Genomic DNA, 17,816 nt, shown 5'->3' on the forward strand with positions numbered 1-17,816 from the left:
GGCCTTTGCTCTACGCTTAAGGCAGGCGCACATGCGCTCTCCCTTATAAGCACAAAAAGCCAAGGAGAAATCACCATGCGTTACGCTCACCCCGGTACTGAAGGCGCTATCGTTTCGTTCAAGAGCAAATACGGTAACTACATCGGCGGCGAGTTCGTCGCGCCTGTCAAAGGTCAGTACTTCACCAATACCTCGCCAGTGAATGGCCAACCCATCGCCGAATTCCCCCGCTCCACGGCCGAAGACATCGACAAGGCCCTGGACGCTGCCCACGCCGCTGCCGATGCGTGGGGCGCCACCTCCGCCCAGGCCCGTTCGCTGATCCTGCTGAAAATCGCCGATCGCATCGAACAGAATCTGGAAACCCTGGCGATCACCGAATCCTGGGACAACGGCAAAGCCGTTCGCGAAACCCTCAACGCCGACATCCCGCTGGCCGCCGACCACTTCCGCTACTTCGCCGGTTGCATCCGCGCCCAGGAAGGCAGCGCTGCCGAGATCGACGGCAACACCGTGGCCTATCACATCCATGAACCGCTGGGCGTGGTCGGGCAGATCATCCCGTGGAACTTCCCGATCCTGATGGCCGCCTGGAAACTCGCCCCGGCCCTGGCTGCCGGCAACTGCGTAGTACTCAAGCCTGCCGAGCAGACCCCGCTGGGCATCACCGTGCTGGTCGAGCTGATTGGCGACCTGCTGCCACCGGGCGTGCTGAACATCGTGCAGGGCTACGGCAAAGAAGCCGGCGAAGCCCTGGCCACCAGCAAGCGCATCGCCAAGATCGCCTTCACCGGCTCGACCCCGGTCGGCTCGCACATCATGAAATGCGCGGCGGAAAACATCATCCCGTCCACCGTGGAGCTGGGTGGCAAATCGCCGAACATCTTCTTCGAAGACATCATGAAGGCTGAACCAAGCTTCATCGAAAAAGCCGCCGAAGGCCTGGTGCTGGCGTTCTTCAACCAGGGCGAAGTCTGCACCTGCCCGTCCCGCGCCCTGGTGCAGGAGTCGATCTACGACGACTTCATGAAAGAAGTCATGAAGAAAGTCCTGTCGATCAAGCGTGGCGACCCGCTGGACACCGACACCATGGTCGGCGCCCAGGCGTCCGAGCAACAATTCGACAAGATCCTGTCGTATCTGGAAATCGCCAAGGGTGAAGGTGCCGAACTGCTGACCGGCGGCAAGGTGGAAAAACTCGAGGGCAACCTGGCGAGCGGTTATTACATCCAGCCAACCCTGCTCAAGGGCACTAACAAGATGCGCGTGTTCCAGGAAGAGATCTTTGGCCCGGTGGTGAGCATCACCACCTTCAAGGACGAAGCCGAAGCGCTGGCCATTGCCAACGACACCGAGTTCGGCCTGGGCGCCGGCCTCTGGACCCGCGACATCAACCGCGCCTATCGCATGGGCCGCGCCATCAAGGCCGGTCGCGTGTGGACCAACTGCTACCACCTGTACCCGGCGCACGCCGCGTTCGGTGGCTACAAGAAGTCTGGTGTAGGTCGTGAAACCCACAAGATGATGCTCGATCACTATCAGCAGACCAAAAACCTGCTGGTGAGCTACGACATCAATCCGTTGGGCTTCTTCTAAGGGTGTGGGGCGATGCAGGTGATGCTGTGTCGCCCTTTCAATCGCTTTCGCGAGCAAGCCCGCTCCCACATGGGTTTGGGGGTGTCTGTCATTGCAGGCATGCCGTAAAACCCATGTGGGAGCGGGCTTGCTCGCGAAGGCGTGCTCAATCGCACCACTTTGCTGGCGCAAGCCTTGCATATCATCGATCACCAAGATGCGTAGAGAACAAGAGGACTCCGCCCCATGGCCGTATTCGCCCACTCCGTCGGCGCCCAGACCTATCGCTTCGACAGCCTCAAGGACGTGATGGCCAAGGCCAGTCCGGCACGGTCCGGAGACTTTCTGGCGGGTGTCGCCGCGCTCAACGATGGTGAGCGCGTCGCCGCGCAGATGGCCCTGGCCGACATTCCCCTGAGCCATTTCCTGCAGGAAGTGCTGATTCCCTATGAAGCCGATGAAGTCACCCGACTGATCATCGACACCCACGACAAACAAGCTTTCGCGATCGTCAGCCACCTCACCGTCGGCGGCTTTCGCGACTGGCTGCTCAGCGATGCCGCCGACGAGCATGTCCTGCGCGCCCTCGCCCCGGGCCTGACCCCGGAGATGGTCGCCGCCGTGTCGAAGATCATGCGCGTGCAGGATCTGGTGCTGGTGGCGCAGAAAATCCGCGTGGTCACGCAGTTCCGCGGCACCCTGGGCCTGCGCGGACGATTATCCACACGGCTGCAACCGAATCATCCTACAGACGAGCCGGCCGGCATCGCCGCCAGCATTCTCGACGGCCTGCTGCACGGCAACGGCGATGCCATGATCGGCATCAACCCGGCCACCGACAGCATCGCCTCGATCTGCGCCCTGCTGGAAATGCTCGACGCGATCATCCAGCGCTACGAAATTCCGACCCAGGCCTGCGTGCTGACCCACGTCACCACCTCGATCGAAGCGGCCAATCGTGGCGTGCCCCTGGACCTGGTGTTCCAGTCGATCGCCGGCACCGAGGCGGCCAACGCCAGTTTCGGCATCAATCTGAACGTGTTGAAAGAAGGCTATGACGCGGGCCTGAGCCTCAATCGCGGCACCCTCGGGCAAAACCTGATGTATTTCGAAACCGGCCAGGGCAGTGCCCTGTCAGCCAATGCGCACCACGGTGTCGATCAACAGACCTGCGAAACCCGAGCCTACGCCGTCGCACGCCATTTCAACCCGTTCCTGGTGAACACCGTCGTCGGCTTCATCGGCCCGGAATACCTCTACAACGGCAAACAAATCATCCGCGCCGGCCTCGAAGATCACTTCTGCGGCAAACTGCTGGGCGTGCCGATGGGCTGCGACATCTGCTACACCAACCATGCCGAAGCCGACCAGGACGACATGGACACCTTGCTGACGTTGCTGGGTGTGGCCGGGATCAACTTCATCATGGGCATCCCCGGCTCCGACGACATCATGCTCAACTACCAGACCACCTCGTTTCACGACGCGCTCTATGCCCGGCAGACCCTCGGGCTCAAGCCCGCGCCGGAATTCGAGCAATGGCTGGCGAGAATGGGCATCTTCACCCAGGCGGACGGCAAGGTTCTGTTCGGCAACAGCCTGCCACCGGCCTTCCGCCAGGCCCTGGCGCAATTGGGATGAGTCCAGACATGGAAAAAATACCCTTCGATCCGCACAACCCCTGGCTGGAGTTGCGGCGCCTGACCCCGGCGCGTATCGCTCTGGGCCGTACCGGCACCAGCATGCCGACCCGGGCGCAGCTTGATTTTCAGTATGCCCACGCCCAGGCGCGGGATGCGGTGCATTTGCCGTTCGATCATGGCGCCCTGAGCGCGCAACTGGCGGAACGGGGACGGGAAAGCCTTTTGCTGCACAGTGCGGCCATTGACCGCAACAGCTACCTGCAACGCCCCGATCTGGGGCGAAAGTTGAGTGATGCATCGGCCAAGGCTTTACGCGAATATGCGGCGGCCCATCCGGGCGGGGTCGATCTGGTCATCGTGGTCGCCGATGGCTTGTCAGCCTTGGCGGTTCATCGGCACACCTTGCCCCTTCTGGCGCGGCTCGAAGAACACATTCGCGCTGAAAACTGGACCGTGGCACCGGTGGTTTTGGTGGAACAGGGTCGCGTCGCGGTCGCTGATGAAATCGGTGAATTGCTGGGCGCGAAAATGACCGTGATTCTGATCGGCGAGCGCCCGGGTCTCAGCTCGCCAGACAGTCTGGGACTGTACTTCACCTACAATCCCAAGGTCGGCCTGACGGATGCCTACCGCAACTGCATCTCCAACGTGCGCCTTGAAGGCCTGAGTTATGGCATGGCGGCGCATCGCTTGTTGTATTTGATGCGCGAGGCCTGTCGGCGGCGGCTGTCGGGCGTCAGCCTGAAGGACGAAGCGCAAGTGCAGACGCTGGAGGACGATTCGGGTGCGGACATGAAAGGTAATTTCCTGCTGAGCCCGCCCGAGGCCTGAAACGCTTGTGCGTTGCACTTTCGTTCCAGTTTCAGGCAGGATCGACGCACGGCATTCAGGGTTTCCCGTCGCCGTCCAAGCATGCACGACAGCCACTTGAAGACGAGACCTACCATGCGGATTATTCAAGCGACCCTCGAACACCTGGATTTGCTGACCCCGTTGTTCGTCAAGTATCGCGAGTTTTATGGGTCCCTGCCGTATCCGGACTCGTCCCGGGCGTTCCTCGAGAAACGCCTGCGTCGCAAGGAATCGGTGATCTACCTGGCCCTGTCCGATGACGACAACAGCAAACTGATGGGCTTTTGCCAGTTGTATCCGAGCTTCTCTTCGCTTTCGCTCAAGCGCGTCTGGATCCTCAATGACATTTATGTCGCCGAGGACGCCCGCCGCCAACTGGTGGCCGACCACCTGATACGCACCGCGAAGAAAATGGCCAAGGAAACCAACGCCGTGCGGATGCGCGTTTCCACCAGCAGCAACAACGAAGTGGCGCAGAAAACCTACGAATCCATCGGATTCAAGGAAGACACCGAGTTCAAGAACTACGTATTGCCGATCAGCGACGAGTTGTAGGCAAGCCCCCTGTAGGAGCGAGCTCGCTCGCGATGTTCACAAGGACGCCGTGGGGCATCAGACTTCCCTCGTTATCGTCAACGACCATCGCGAGCTCGCTCCTGCAAGGGCATTCGTTATTAATTGTCATCCGACAACTCATCGCGTCCTCGACATCCCCCGCTACAATCTCGACGCGCTTTTCACGTCCTCGACCGTATAATGCCGACCTTCCGGCTTGTAAGAAAAACTACCTCCGTCTGTAGTCTTACGCGCAGTTATCCGCACAGGCCCACTGAACAGGGCCGTCATCACAGGTGCCTTCCATGGATTTCAACCCGCTCGATCTCGTCCTGCATCTCGATGTTTACCTCGACATGCTGGTCAACAACTACGGGCCATGGATCTACGCGATTCTGTTTCTGGTGATTTTCTGTGAAACCGGTCTGGTGGTGATGCCCTTCCTGCCAGGCGACTCGCTGCTGTTCATCGCCGGCGCCGTAGCCGCTGGCGGCGGCATGGACCCGGTGCTGCTGGGCGGGCTGTTGATGCTTGCTGCAATTCTGGGCGACAGCACCAACTACGTCATCGGACGAACGGCCGGCGAGCGATTGTTCAGCAATCCGAACTCGAAAATCTTCCGTCGCGACTACCTGCAACAAACCCACGACTTCTACGACAAGCACGGCGGCAAAACCGTGACCCTGGCGCGCTTCCTGCCGATCATTCGCACCTTCGCGCCGTTCGTCGCCGGTGTCGCAAAAATGCCTTACCCGCGGTTTTTCGGTTTCAGTGTTCTAGGCACCATCCTGTGGGTGGGTGGCCTGGTCACACTGGGCTACTTCTTCGGCAACGTCCCGTTCATCAAATCCAATCTGTCGCTGCTGGTGGTCGGCATCATCCTGCTGTCACTGGTTCCGATGATCATTGGTGTGGTGCGCAGCCGCTTTGGCGACTCGAACTCCAAAGCCGAAACCCGCTGATCCGGCATGTGGTCACTCAGCGCCTGGCGACGCCAGCGCACCTTGGCTAAACACCCGATTGCCGACGACATGTGGCAACGGGTGCGCCATCACCTGAGCTTTCTCGACGGCATCAGCGCCGCTGAAGACCAGTGGCTGCGCCAAGCCTGCGTACTGTTTCTACAAGACAAACACCTGACCGCCCTGCCGGGTGTCGAGCTGCACCAGGAGCAACGACTGCTGCTCGCCGCCCAGGCGCAATTGCCGTTGCTTCATTTGGGCGACCTGAACTGGTATCAGGGCTTCCACGAAATCGTGCTCTACCCCGACGACTTCCTCAGCCCTCAGCGCCATCGGGACGCCAGTGGCGTCGAGCACGAGTGGGACGGCGAACACAGCGGCGAAGCCTGGCAGCAGGGCCCGGTCATCCTGGCCTGGCCGGGCGTGATGGCCAGCGGTGGCTGGGACGGCTACAACCTGGTGATCCACGAACTGGCGCACAAACTCGACATGCTCAACGGCAACGCCAACGGCCTGCCGCCACTGCACGCCGACATGCGGGTCAGCGACTGGGCCAGGGTCATGCAAGAGGCCTACGATGACCTCGACCAGCAACTGGAGCGCAATCCGGACGCCGAAACCGCCATCGATCCTTACGCTGCGGAAAATCCCGCCGAGTTCTTCGCCGTCACCAGCGAATACTTCTTCAGCGCCCCGGATTTGCTGCACGAGGCTTATCCACAGGTGTACGCCCAACTGAAGCTTTTCTACCGGCAGGACCCGTTGGCGCGGCTGAGGCAACTTCAGGCCACGGACCCGGTCTATCAGGCACACGACTAAGGTCTACGCGACTTCTGGTACGTGGCGTCGCCGTAGGAATATGCCTATAATCGCCGCCACTTTTTGGTCAATCCGGCCAAGTGTTTTTGGTCAACTAACGGGGGCAACGCCCAATGAGCTACAGCAAGATTCCGGCTGGCAAAGACCTGCCGAACGACATCTACGTCGCGATCGAGATTCCGGCCAACCACGCGCCGATCAAATACGAAATCGACAAAGACAGCGATTGCCTGTTCGTTGACCGTTTCATGGCCACCCCAATGTTCTACCCGGCCAACTACGGTTACATCCCGAACACTCTGGCTGACGACGGCGATCCCCTGGACGTACTGGTCGTGACCCCTTACCCGGTTGCCCCAGGTTCGGTGATCCGCGCTCGTCCAGTCGGCATCCTGAACATGACCGACGATGGCGGCGGCGATGCCAAAGTGATCGCGGTACCCCACGACAAGCTGTCGCAGCTGTACGTCGACGTTAAGGAATACACCGATCTGCCAGCCCTGCTGATCCAGCAGATCGAGCACTTCTTCGCGAACTACAAAGATCTCGAAAAAGGCAAATGGGTGAAAATCGAAGGCTGGGACGGTGCAGATGCCGCCCGTGCTGCGATCACCAAATCGGTTGCTGCCTATAAAGGGTAAGAGCCGCTGCACGCTTTAAGCTGCACGTTCAAGAGACCCCGGTTGATCCGGGGTTTTTTGTGGGCGGTTGAAAGGCATATTTAAACGCCTTGTTTAACACGGCGCGATTGGGTGGGTTTTTGTTTAAAATTCCTCAAACGCGTCTTACATTCCGTCGTAAATTTCCCGCGAAATTTGAACGAAGCGTTTATTCAAAGGGCTTTGCCTCGCCAGTAGACTCGCGTTCATGAAAAAGAACACTAGCGGTCCACGATTCAAAGCCCTCCTGGGAATAGCGAATATCACCACGACTGGATTCGCCGAATTCCTGAATACTGCGCCGCAAAATGTCCATAACTGGTACAAGCGCGGCGTGCCTGCCCACTACATGGAAGAAGTCGCCAGGAAGCTGTCCGTCAGCAGTGAATGGCTCAAGACAGGAGAAGGCCCCAAGGATGCCGTACACCTGCGTCTGCACGACGAATCCGGCAACGTCTTCGATGCCCAGGCCATTCGCGGCGTCTATACCGTTATCGAACCCACCGACATCGACCTGCCCATCTACAAAGAAACCGCCACTGCACCCGACTCAGGCAAAACCCACGTCATCGAAGACCCTGGCCAAACCATTCGCCTGCCCCGCACCCACCTCGACTCCCTGGAAATCAACCACTCGGATGCCATCTGCACCTACATGATCGGCAACAGCATGGCCGAACGCATAGAAGACGGCTCGATCCTGGCCATCGACCGCGGCCTGACGCAAATCGTGGACGGCGAGATCTACGCCATCGAACATGACGGCATGCTGCGCATCAAATACGTACATCGAATGCCGGGCAACGCGCTGCGACTGCGCAGCCATAACCGCGAGCAGTACCCGGACGAGATTTTTCGGGCCGCACAAATCGAAGAGCAGAACATCAGGATTGTCGGCTGGGTGTTCTGGTGGTCAACACTGAACAAGCGCAGGCCGGAGGTGCCGTTTCTGTAGATAGGCTTTTCTGTAGCAGCTGGCGAAGCCTGCGTCCGGCTGCGCCGCAGTCGTGAATCGGCATCCGCGGTATACATGAATCACTGCAGTGACTGGTTTTGCGACTGCTTCGCAGCCGGACGCAGTCTTCGCCAGCCTTCGGCATTGCTCCAGCCAGCATTCAGACTGGGAATTTCCCTCAAAAATCAGTATGCTGCGCCCCACATTTGCGCATCGACCCTCTCAGAGGCTCGGATCGCACCGACAAGGCAGATGATTTTCTCGCCGAGTCCCACAGCCGGACGCAAGATCCGGGTGTACGTTTTGAAGGCTGGCGAGGTTTACCAAAAATAAACCAAGCCAGTCCCCGAGAAGCCGGCCACAAGCCGGCTTTTTAATGCCCGTGATTTGTGCAAGCACCTCCTGCACAACCTCCGCATCCAGTGACGCCTCTGCCTTCCAGCCTCACGGATAACTAAACCCCTTAACCAACGTCAACTCCCCCACCGACCGCATCGGCACCAGAAAAGTCTCCATCTTTTCGCTCGGCGTGCCTTCCTCCGTAATCACCGTGACCTGCGCCGTCGTCAGCGGTTGAACCGCCTCGTCCTGCCCGTCTTCATCACTGCGATACCCACCGCCAAAGTAATTCACATACACCAGATACTGCCCCTTGATCGGCGCGGGCATGGCGAAGATTTCCGGGCCGTAGCCGGTGGTGACGTCGACGTCGAGTGCGGCGCCGTTGGGGGCGATGCGGTTGCCGTACCAGATGTGGGCGCCGTCGGGGGTGATGAGGTGCAGATCGAGGTCGGTGCCGTCGCTGTCCCAGGCCAGCAGTACGCGTAACTTGGCGGGGGTTGCGCCGCCGCTGGCGTTGAGCAATTGCGTGCGGCGACGTTGTTGGCCGTCGGGGCTGCGCACTTCGACGCTGTTGCTGCCGTTGGGGAAGGAGAACGGGCGGTCGAAGCGGCCAGCGGGGTCGATTTTCAGGGGCATGCTGACGCCGTTGACGATCAGGCGGCCGGGCTCGGTGGATTTGGGCGTGGATTTGATCTGGCCGCTGATGCGCGCGGTGTTGGCCTGGCCGGCCGGGGTGTTGACCGATGAAGCCGGGTAGTTGACGGTCTGGCGGAAGTTTTCACCCTCGCCTTCGGACGCGCCAGTGCGCCAGCCGCCCACCGGAGTGTCCAGTTTGATGCTGTCTGCAGCCATCGCCGGGGATAACGCTGCGAAAGCGCCGAGCAACAGCAAGACCTGTGGAAAACGAAGTGTCATGGTCTATTCCAGCAAAAGGTGGCGGGCGAGCCCTTCAATGTAGGTTTCATCCTGGCCGTTGGGGTGTGCTTCAAAGGCCAGGTGCAGGTATTCGTGGGTCAGGTCGAGACGGTCTTGCAGGGTGAGCACGCCGCGCACGTAGATGCGTTGGCGTTCGCGGTCGACATAGGGTCGGCCAAAGGCCAGTCGGCAGACCGCGAAGGTGCTGACTTCGTTGTAACCCGCTTCGCTTTCCAGACGCGGACGCCAGCCGCGCCGCTGCTTTTGCAGCCAGCCCTGAGCGGCGGGCAGCGCTTCGCAGGACGCGATCGGGTTGTCCCAACGGCTGAGGCTGGCTCGCGGGTAAGCGTGCAGCAGGATGGCGTCGTAACGTTGGCCGGCATTGGCTTGTTCGACGGCTTGCTGCCAGGACAGTTTGTCCGGACCGGGTTGATCGGAGTGATAGGTGACGGTGGTACCCGCGAGCACCAGGTCGCTGGTCCATGCCGCCACACTACGGGCTTCGGCGCTGGCCGGGCGTGGGGCGACACGTTGGCGCTGGCTGCTGTCGTCGATGCTCAGGCAGTCGCCGCTGCGCGTGGCGTTTTGCAGCAGATAAGTGCGGATGGCCACGGCTAGGGCTTTGGCGGCTTCGGCAGGGTCGGGGCTGGCTTCACGCTGCAGCACACGGGCCACGTATTCTTCGCGATCCAATCGTGCGATCAGCTTGTCCTTGAGTAAAAACAGTTCGCCGTCGCTGTGAATATCCAGTTGGTTGCCGTTGGCGAATTCGACGCGATAATCACCTCGCAACGGCCCCGAAGAGACGGCGCTATCACCAGAAAGCACCTGTTTGAGCGGATAGCGGGAGAACAGGCCGACTTCGACACAGCGTCCCGTTTCATCTGGCCATTGCACAGGCACGACCGTCGCCAAGGCCTGCGCGTAATCGCGCAACACCCGTTGACTGGTCCCGCGACCACCGGCCCAGATTGGCGTACCGCCCGCAGTCCAGCCGGCGAAACCGCCCTGGCGCGACGCCGCATCCCGATCCCCCAACCAACTCCAGGTTTTCACCCGCAAGCGGCTGCCGAGCTCGCCGACGACATTGCCGTCGGCGGCATTCAGCATCACATCGAGCAACACGCGCCGGGCCTGTTCCTGCGCCGGCAGCGCCGCCAGCATGCGCAGCAGATCAACCACCGAAACCCGTGTTGAAGGCTGCAGCGATGCCAAGTCCAGCAACCACTGCGGCGCCTGCCGCGCTTGCCAATAAGCGCGCCAGTCCCCGGCGGAAATGCCCAACCGCGCCGGCTCGAAATACAACCCGCAAGACTTCACCAACGCCTGATCGCGCTCGACCCTGCCGCCCGCAGTGCAGCAATACACTTCCTCTTTCGACTGCCCGCGACATTCATAAGCCGGTTCACGCGCCCCGGTATCCACCAGCCAGCCATACACAAACAACTTCCACACGCTGCCCAGCGGTGCCTGCAAGGTGTCCGGCAATGGCTCGCGGGACAGTAGTTGCGTGCGGTTCAACGACAGCAACTCGCCCTTGAACGCCAGATGCAAAGGTTCGTCCTGCGCCAGTACCAGCGCAGGAATCAAACACAGCAGCCAACCCACCAGAAAACGGAACATGTCAGTGGACGGTCACCTGACCGAGCGCCGGTTTCTGTTCCTGGGCCTGATGCTGCGGCGCATACACCTGCGTGAAGCGCACCGGCGGCAAGTTGAACTGGCCTTTCTGCGAGAAGCGCACCAGATGCCGCAGGCGCAGTTCGCCGCTCAAGGCATCCACCGGCACCGCATAGGCCAGTTGCCCCGGTTCGAAACGGGCCTTTTCCAGCGCGCTCGGTTCGGTACCGGCCTTGCCCATCAGCTTGATCCCCCAAGTGGTGCGCTCGACATCCGCGCCCGGCGGCAATGGCACTTCGAGCAGACCGTAACGCAACGGTTTCGCAGCCTTGCTGGTGAGGATCACTTCGTCCAGATACAGGCTGTCGCTGGACAGCGGCGTCGTGCCGACCGGTTCGAGCTTGAAGGTGAACGCTTCGTCACCGGGCACCAGTCGCGACAGGCGTCGAGTGATGGTCACCGCCATAGGATCAACGGCCGGTTGCCGGGTCTGGAAACTCAACAGCGCACGCAACGGCCGTTCCTGAACGCCGGACAACGACAACACGGGCGGTACCGCTGCAGTGCCCTGCCACGTCCAATACATCTCACCGGTATCACCGTATTGTTTCTTCCAGCCTTCTCCCGGCGCCAGCGCGATGGTGGGCGAAGCCTGCTCGATGCTGCGTTGCAACCAGGTCAATGCCAGTGCCCGTTCCAGGGTGGATTGCTGTGGCAGCAGACGCTGCAACAGTGCTTGAGCGCGGGCCTGATCGAAGGGTTGCAACGACAGGTTCAGCGCCTCGGCAAACGGCTGGGAACTGACCGTCAGACGCTGTTGCGCGTCCGCCAGTTGCCGATTGAATGCATCAGGCACATTCACCTTGGCCTGACGCGCCAGCGATGCAGTCAGCACCCGGGCAGCCGCCAGACCGAGCGCTGAATTCGGGTCGCTCATGACGATGCTGTCTTCGCCATCCTCCATCAGATTCGCGGCATTGCCCTCGCCCGCTTTCGCCAGATCGTCCATCAAGCCGCTGAGCAAGGTATTGACCGGCAATTGCATCTGCCTGGCGAACGACAGAATCAAGGCACGCTGCAACAATGGCGTGTTTTTCGCCTGTTTGGCATAAACCTCCAGCACCCGCTGCCAATGCTCCGGCGGCAGGCTCAGCTCCAGCACCTGGCTGGCGTGCCAGTCGGCGTAATAGGCGTAAGCGGTGAGAAACGCATCCGGCTCGCCGTCCATGCCCCACCAGGTAAAGCTCGCCGATGGCCCGGCCATTTGCACCAGGCGCAGGCGACTGTTCTGCATGATCAGGCGCAGGCGATCGCGGATCTGCGGGTTCGACGCCAGGGTCGGGTAGGCGATGCTCAGCGGCAGCAAGCGGCTGGCGGTTTGTTCGACGCCGCCGTAGGGGTAGCTCAGCAGGTCATCCAGCGCCGAACGGAACAGCGCCTGCGGACTGTCATCCAGACGCAGGCGAATACCGGTCGCATCCGCCGGCAAGGTCAGCGGCGTATCACCGCTGACCACATCCAGGCTCTGGCTTTGGGTGACCTGCCAGCCTTCACCGGTCGCCGTCAGGCGCACGGCCAGGGCATCGGCAGTTTTACCGTCCTGCACCAGTTCAGCAGTCCAATCCCCTGTCGCCAGGGCAAATGCCGGCAGCGGGATGTAGTTGATGCCGCTGTTGAGCGTAACGGGGATGCGCTGCTCGGCACCCGCGTTATGAGTCACCAGTTCGGCCTTGACCGGATCTTGCGCTTGACTGAAAGCGAACACACCGAGATCCGGTTTATCCCCCGCACGGAATGTGCTCGGCCCACTCCACTTCAGATACAGCGGCTTTTCCGAACGCAGGAATTGTTTCTTCTGCCCGACCTGGCCGTCATCGGCAATGGCCCGGGCGGTGATGCGCCAGCGGGTCAGGGAGTCCGGCATCGTGAAGGTGAAGCGGATCTTGCCGTTGGCGTCGGTCAACAGTTCAGGTTGCCACGCGGCAGTGTCGACGTCTTCGCGACGCGGACGCTCCAAGACCTTCACCCCGCGCTCGCTGCGGTTGGCCTTGCCCGGTGCGCCGGGGCTGCCCGGCAGGGCGACGTCGTAGCTGATGAACGACAGGCTGGCACTGGTGCGCACGTTGTTGCGCCGTGGGTGGTAGAAAAACTGGTCGATGGTCGGCGCCACTTCCGGTTGCAGCGCGTAGACCATTTCGTCGACCACGCTGACCGTCAGGTGCGCGGGGATTGGCTGGCCGGCGAACTGTGTCGTCAGGTCCACCGAGACGGTTTCGCCCGGCTGATAGGTCTCTTTGTCCGTAGAAATCGCCACGTCGATCTGCGGCGTGATCACCTTGATCCCGGCATTCTGGAAGCTGTACTGGCCGCCCTTGGTGTACAGCACCGAGAACGTCAGGTTCGGCGCGAAGCTGTCCTTCACCGGGATGCGTGCGCGGTATTGGGTGTCGCTGAGTTTTTCCAGCTTCAACCAGTTGCTGCCCTTGGACAGCAATGCGGTGGCCTCGACCTTGTCGCGTTCCAGCGACAGCAAGGCATCGCTGACCGGCTCGGGGAACGTGATCAGCGCCAGCGCTTCTTCGCCGGCCTTGTACTCGGGTTTATCGAGGACGATCTCCACCGTGCCGGGCACCGCTTTGACGCCGTCGCCGGTGACCGAGTGCCCGGTGGCGCCGAGGGTTCGGCCGTGGTCGTCGCGAAGCGTCAGGTTGTAAGTGCCCGGGCGCTCGAAGGCCAACGAGAAACCTTTATCGGTCGCCGTCAGCTTGCCTTCGCCGGTGCTCTGGTCCTCCAGACGTACCCAGCCGTAGCTGCTCGGCGCGACCGCTGCCGCTTGCTCGCCTTCATTGCTGTAGCTGAATGCCACCTTGTCGCCCACCGCGCTGAAGCGTTGCGGTGCGCTCAAACGGAAGTTGGCAGCGCCACGATCGATGAGGATTTCCTTGGTGGTCTTGACCCGATACGCCGCGCCATCGCTTGCAAACACGGTGAGCATGTAGCGGCTCGGTTTCTCGGCGGCGGGCAGGTCGAGAGTGGCGTTGCCCTTGGCGTCGGTGGTCAGTTCGGTGCTGGTCAGCTCCACCGGGAATTGCCCCAGGTATTGCAGCTCGTTGTCGACCATCGACAGCTGTTGGGCACGCAGGCTCAGGCTGAGCTTGGCATTGGCCACCGGTTTACCGTCGGGGTACAGCAGCACCAGATTGCCCTTGACCGGTTCGCCGGTACGGTAGTCCTGCTTGGCCAGGTTCAGCGAAATCTCGAAGTGCGGCTTGATGTATTCGGCCACCCGGAAGGCGCTGCTGTAGGCCTGATCCTTGTAGCTCAATCGCAGCTCATAACCACCGGCCACGGCGTTTTCCGGCAACTGGAAACGGCCCTGGGTGCCGGCCTTTGAATCGAGCTTCAAGTCCAGGCTTTGCAGCGCCGTACCCGTCGCATCCAGCACCGTCACGTTGACGTCGGCGGCGGTCGGCTGCACCGAATCCCGGGCATTCTTGAACTCGCGCCCGACAATTTTCAGCGACACCCAATCCCCCGGCCGATACAGCGGCCGGTCGGTGAAAGCGTAGAGTTTGGTGTCGTAGATTTCGCTGTCGTAATAGAAGTTTTCCGAGACGAACACGCCGCCCTCTTCGTCCTCGCCGATCACGAACGAACGCTCGGGGCTGACGTGTTTCAAACGCAGCAAGCCCTCGGCATCGGTGGCACCGCTGCTCATCACGCCCAGGCCATCGGTCCACAGTACGTTGACCTTCGGCACCGAGCTGCCTTCGTGTTTGCGTGCGGCCCACACCAGCAGTTCATCGCCGGCAATCTTGCTCACCGCCACCGTGTTGGAAACGAAGACCATGGTGGTCGCGCGGTACTTGCCGATCAGCGCTTCCACCAGGTACAGGCCTGGCTTCAGGTTGCCCAAAGGGATGTAGACATTACCCGGGGCGACGCTGACGAATTCGCTGGAAGACCCGTCCAGGTTCACCCCGGGCGGCGGCTGGATCGGTTTGGCTTCCCACAACGGATAGCGGAACTGACTCACCACCGGCAAGCCCGGGATCAGTGCGAATTGCGGCTGCGCGTCGTAGGGCGTTGGCGTGGCCATGGCATTGCCCATCTTCAGCTCAGGCACTTGCTCGGTGACTTGTTTACGGGACTCGTAGGAAAACGCCCGCTGCATCACGCGCCGGGATTTGCGGTACCAGTTGTCCCACAGATACGCCAGGGTGTTGGACAGCCCTTCGCCCTTGAACTGACCGTCGCTGACCACCCGATGCAGGTTCTTCTGGCGCTTGAGGAAATCCAGCGGCTTGTCGATGCGATACACCCGAATGTCCGCGCCGCCGTAGGGCTCCATGCGGAATCGACGGTAGTCGCGGCCGGGCGCCTCGAGGCGCACCATGGCTTGTTCATCGCTGGCAAAACTGCTGTCGGCCAGCAGGAAAAAACTCTCGCCGGGCACCGGCGTATAGCCGCTGGGCTCGACCGTGTCTTCGGCACGGGTTGCAGAAAACGGCAGCACCAGCAGCAACAACAGAGGCAGAAAACGCAACATGCGGGCACCGATCATTGGGAGAGAAAATTCAGTCGATAAACGCCGATGAAGTTGGGGTTGGCGGCATCGGGTATCCATCGGGTGTCCTTCCATGTCATGAGTTGTTGCAGGCTTGCCGAACGCATGCCGTTGTCGGTGGGCGTGGTGGTGCCGGTGTGATAGGCGATGTAGCGGCCCATCCAGATCATCAGGTGCTGGTCATCGCCCTGATCGAAAAACATCAGGTCGCCGGGTCTGGCCTGAGCCACATCGCGGCCCACCAGATGGCTGTTGAACTGGATCAGCTTGATCGCGTTGACGTAGGGCCCGACCTTGCCGCCGCCCTGTTGCCATTGTTGGGCAAGGCCGCGCTGGGCGTCGCTCAGTTGCAGCTCTGGCGGCAGGTAGCGATTCGACAGGCCATTGCTGCGCAGCCATTTGTCGTCATGGACTTTCAGCGCTTCGTTGGCGGCAAAGCGCACCAGGCCGGCGCAATCCTGCTGATACCAGCGTGGGCTCGGGCCCTGGCTCAGTTGCTCCTGGGCGATGCGCACGAACCAGGCGCGGAACACTTGGGATTGCTGCACATCCAGCGCCGGCGCTTCGACGGCTCGGGCGCTCGCGCTCAGCAGCAAGGCGAGCAAACCGAGGCTGCGGATCAATGCGCTCACAGGGCTTTCCATTCAAGGGGCAGCCACTGCCAGTGACCGTCCGGCTCGCTGCCTTCGGGCAGGGTCAGGGCGTACTTGCCGTAACCGCCAAGGGTGCGCAATTTCGGGATCAGGTAGGTTTGCGCGGCGTTGTAGAACACCGGCTCCATGTCTGGCGGCAGGCTGTCGAGGGTTTCCTGTTGCATCAGTTGCGCCATGGCGTCCGGGCCGAAATAGATCGGCATCAGCAGGTCCTTGGGCACCACATCGGCCATCGGCGGGAAGCGTTTGTCGAGGGTACCGAGGGCCTTGTCCACCAGCTTGTCGTCGAGGGAAAACAGCAGAGTCGAGCCGTGCCGCGCCAGGCTCACGCGCATGAAGGCCTTGCCGCTGATGGCGTCGGGGTTTTCGGCCTCCTTGGCGTTGTAGGGGCCGAAGTTGGAACTGACCTGGCGCTGCCATTGATGGCTCGGGCCTTCCTGTTTTTCCACCACAGGGAACGCATGCTCATCGACGTTGGCTTCATAAGCGCCGACCATTGAGCCGAACAATTTGCCCAGGTCGCCGTCGAGTTTCGCGCTGTCGTCATCCTTGAGGCTGGCCACCAGCAACGGCGTGTACAGCCGCGAATCGGCGTACCAGCACAGGCCTGCCGCGCCGGCCATGTGTTCGGTCAGCGCCTTTGCCGCGTGCTCCTCGGCGCCGAGTTTCATCAGCAACGGCTGCTGTTGTTCGGCGGCCAGTGGCAGGGTCACGCAGGCACTGGCGCCCATGGGCATGGCTTGCCAGACCGGTTTGAAATCGAAGTCCGGCTGGTTGTCCAGTTCGTCCATGGCCAGAAAGCTGTGCCAGCCCTTGTCGTCCATGTCGAAGCGCAGGCCGGCGAAGTTCGGGATGAAACGCTGGTAACCCATAGCCAATACGCTGGCATTCACCGACAGCCGCTGTTTGATCTCGGGCGCACGGGGTTGCAGGCCGAAGGCTTCGGGGAACAGCTTTTCGCCGTTGAGCAGCGCGGCAATCGCCTGGGTGGAAACGCTGCCCGACGCCTGTTCCGCCCCACTCTGTGGGTCATACAGCCTGGTCGGATTGGACAGCACCACCAGTTTGTCGCCATGGGACGCGAACAGCAGCGCCTTGCTGGCGTTGTAGGTGAGCTGATACAGCGTCACGTCATCGGTGCCGACTTTCACCTCGGCGACTTTGCTCAGTTGCGCATCATCCAGCGCCACTTTCGCCAACGGCTCCAGCACCTTGGCCAGGCCACCGCGATCCATCACCAGCAGGAAATCCTTGAGCCGACCATCCGCCCCGCGCCACAGCGCAATATCCGCCGGCTGATCGAGCAGTTGTTCGATCAGGGTGTCCTGCAACTTCAGGTCGTGCTCGTAGATGATTCGCCGCAGACTGCCGATCAAACCGAGACGATCGGCGTGGGTCTCGTAATAGAAGACGAAATCTTCGGTCAGGGTTTGCTTGAGGAACGGCACCGCCAGCAGGTCCTTGGGCAACTGGCTCAGGGAATGGGTTTCGAGCAGGCCATCGGGGCGGCTCATGCCGAGTTTTTCAGACGCCAGTTGCGGGGCCGGGGCTTTGTTTTTTTGCATGAACCAGCCCATGCCAGCGGCCACGCCTGCGATCAGGCACAGCCCGACCACTATGGCCGGCCAGCGGCGCGATGGTTTTATGCTCGGTGTTTCGGCTGCCGTGTCGTTGCTCATGTTCAGAAAGCCCAATTCAT

The 17,816-nt window shown here is 61.2% G+C and carries 13 protein-coding genes; 8 read left to right on the plus strand and 5 right to left on the minus strand.

Features of this window, described 5'->3' with window-relative positions:
* Positions 1-75 precede the first annotated feature (75 nt).
* The 8 genes from B0W55_RS08580 to B0W55_RS08615 all read left to right on the plus strand — a co-directional run bounded on the left by B0W55_RS08580 (position 76) and on the right by B0W55_RS08615 (position 8,020).
* Complete coding sequence (locus B0W55_RS08580; protein WP_077045578.1) at positions 76-1,596, plus strand: aldehyde dehydrogenase family protein; 1,521 nt, start codon at positions 76-78, stop codon at positions 1,594-1,596.
* Between the two features lie 225 nt (positions 1,597-1,821).
* Positions 1,822-3,216 (plus strand): ethanolamine ammonia-lyase subunit EutB, encoded by a 1,395-nt coding sequence (locus B0W55_RS08585; protein ID WP_077045579.1) that lies wholly within the window; start codon positions 1,822-1,824, stop codon positions 3,214-3,216.
* Positions 3,217-3,224: 8 nt separating this feature from the next.
* The gene (gene eutC, locus B0W55_RS08590) at positions 3,225-4,049 is read left to right on the plus strand and encodes an ethanolamine ammonia-lyase subunit EutC (protein ID WP_077045580.1); all 825 of its coding nucleotides are present in this window, start codon (positions 3,225-3,227) and stop codon (positions 4,047-4,049) included.
* Positions 4,050-4,163: 114 nt separating this feature from the next.
* Positions 4,164-4,625: an N-acetyltransferase gene (locus tag B0W55_RS08595; protein WP_077045581.1), complete on the plus strand. Its 462-nt coding sequence runs from the start codon at positions 4,164-4,166 to the stop codon at positions 4,623-4,625.
* Positions 4,626-4,930: 305 nt separating this feature from the next.
* The gene (locus B0W55_RS08600) at positions 4,931-5,587 is read left to right on the plus strand and encodes a DedA family protein (RefSeq protein ID WP_077045582.1); all 657 of its coding nucleotides are present in this window, start codon (positions 4,931-4,933) and stop codon (positions 5,585-5,587) included.
* A gap of 6 nt (positions 5,588-5,593) precedes the next feature.
* Positions 5,594-6,406 (plus strand): zinc-dependent peptidase, encoded by an 813-nt coding sequence (locus B0W55_RS08605; protein ID WP_077045583.1) that lies wholly within the window; start codon positions 5,594-5,596, stop codon positions 6,404-6,406.
* A 113-nt stretch (positions 6,407-6,519) separates the two neighbouring features.
* The gene (gene ppa, locus B0W55_RS08610) at positions 6,520-7,047 is read left to right on the plus strand and encodes an inorganic diphosphatase (RefSeq protein ID WP_007933577.1); all 528 of its coding nucleotides are present in this window, start codon (positions 6,520-6,522) and stop codon (positions 7,045-7,047) included.
* A gap of 226 nt (positions 7,048-7,273) precedes the next feature.
* Entirely contained in the window at positions 7,274-8,020 is a 747-nt protein-coding gene (locus tag B0W55_RS08615; protein WP_077045584.1) for a S24 family peptidase, read from the plus strand.
* 444 nt (positions 8,021-8,464) lie between these two features.
* On the opposite strand, the gene B0W55_RS08620 is transcribed toward B0W55_RS08615, so the two are convergent.
* Genes B0W55_RS08620 through B0W55_RS08640 form a run of 5 tightly spaced genes read right to left on the minus strand, consistent with a single transcriptional unit; the run spans position 8,465 to position 17,796 of the window.
* Positions 8,465-9,277, minus strand: coding sequence for a YfaP family protein (locus B0W55_RS08620; RefSeq protein ID WP_077045585.1), 813 nt, complete (start codon positions 9,275-9,277; stop codon positions 8,465-8,467).
* Between the two features lie 3 nt (positions 9,278-9,280).
* On the minus strand, positions 9,281-10,900 hold the full coding sequence (locus B0W55_RS08625) for a DUF2300 domain-containing protein (RefSeq protein WP_077045586.1): 1,620 nt from the start codon (positions 10,898-10,900) through the stop codon (positions 9,281-9,283).
* A gap of 1 nt (position 10,901) precedes the next feature.
* A complete protein-coding gene (locus tag B0W55_RS08630; protein ID WP_077045587.1) occupies positions 10,902-15,461 on the minus strand; it encodes an alpha-2-macroglobulin in 4,560 nt (1,519 codons plus the stop codon).
* Positions 15,458-16,108 (minus strand): DUF1175 domain-containing protein, encoded by a 651-nt coding sequence (locus B0W55_RS08635; RefSeq protein ID WP_077045588.1) that lies wholly within the window; start codon positions 16,106-16,108, stop codon positions 15,458-15,460. Before B0W55_RS08635 ends, B0W55_RS08630 begins: the two co-directional genes overlap by 4 nt.
* Positions 16,093-17,796, minus strand: coding sequence for a DUF2138 domain-containing protein (locus B0W55_RS08640; protein ID WP_077045607.1), 1,704 nt, complete (start codon positions 17,794-17,796; stop codon positions 16,093-16,095). The genes B0W55_RS08635 and B0W55_RS08640 overlap by 16 nt, the downstream gene beginning before the upstream one ends.
* Positions 17,797-17,816 lie beyond the last annotated feature (20 nt).

This window comes from Pseudomonas sp. KK4 (assembly GCF_001984065.1).
Taxonomy (GTDB): Bacteria; Pseudomonadota; Gammaproteobacteria; order Pseudomonadales; family Pseudomonadaceae; genus Aquipseudomonas.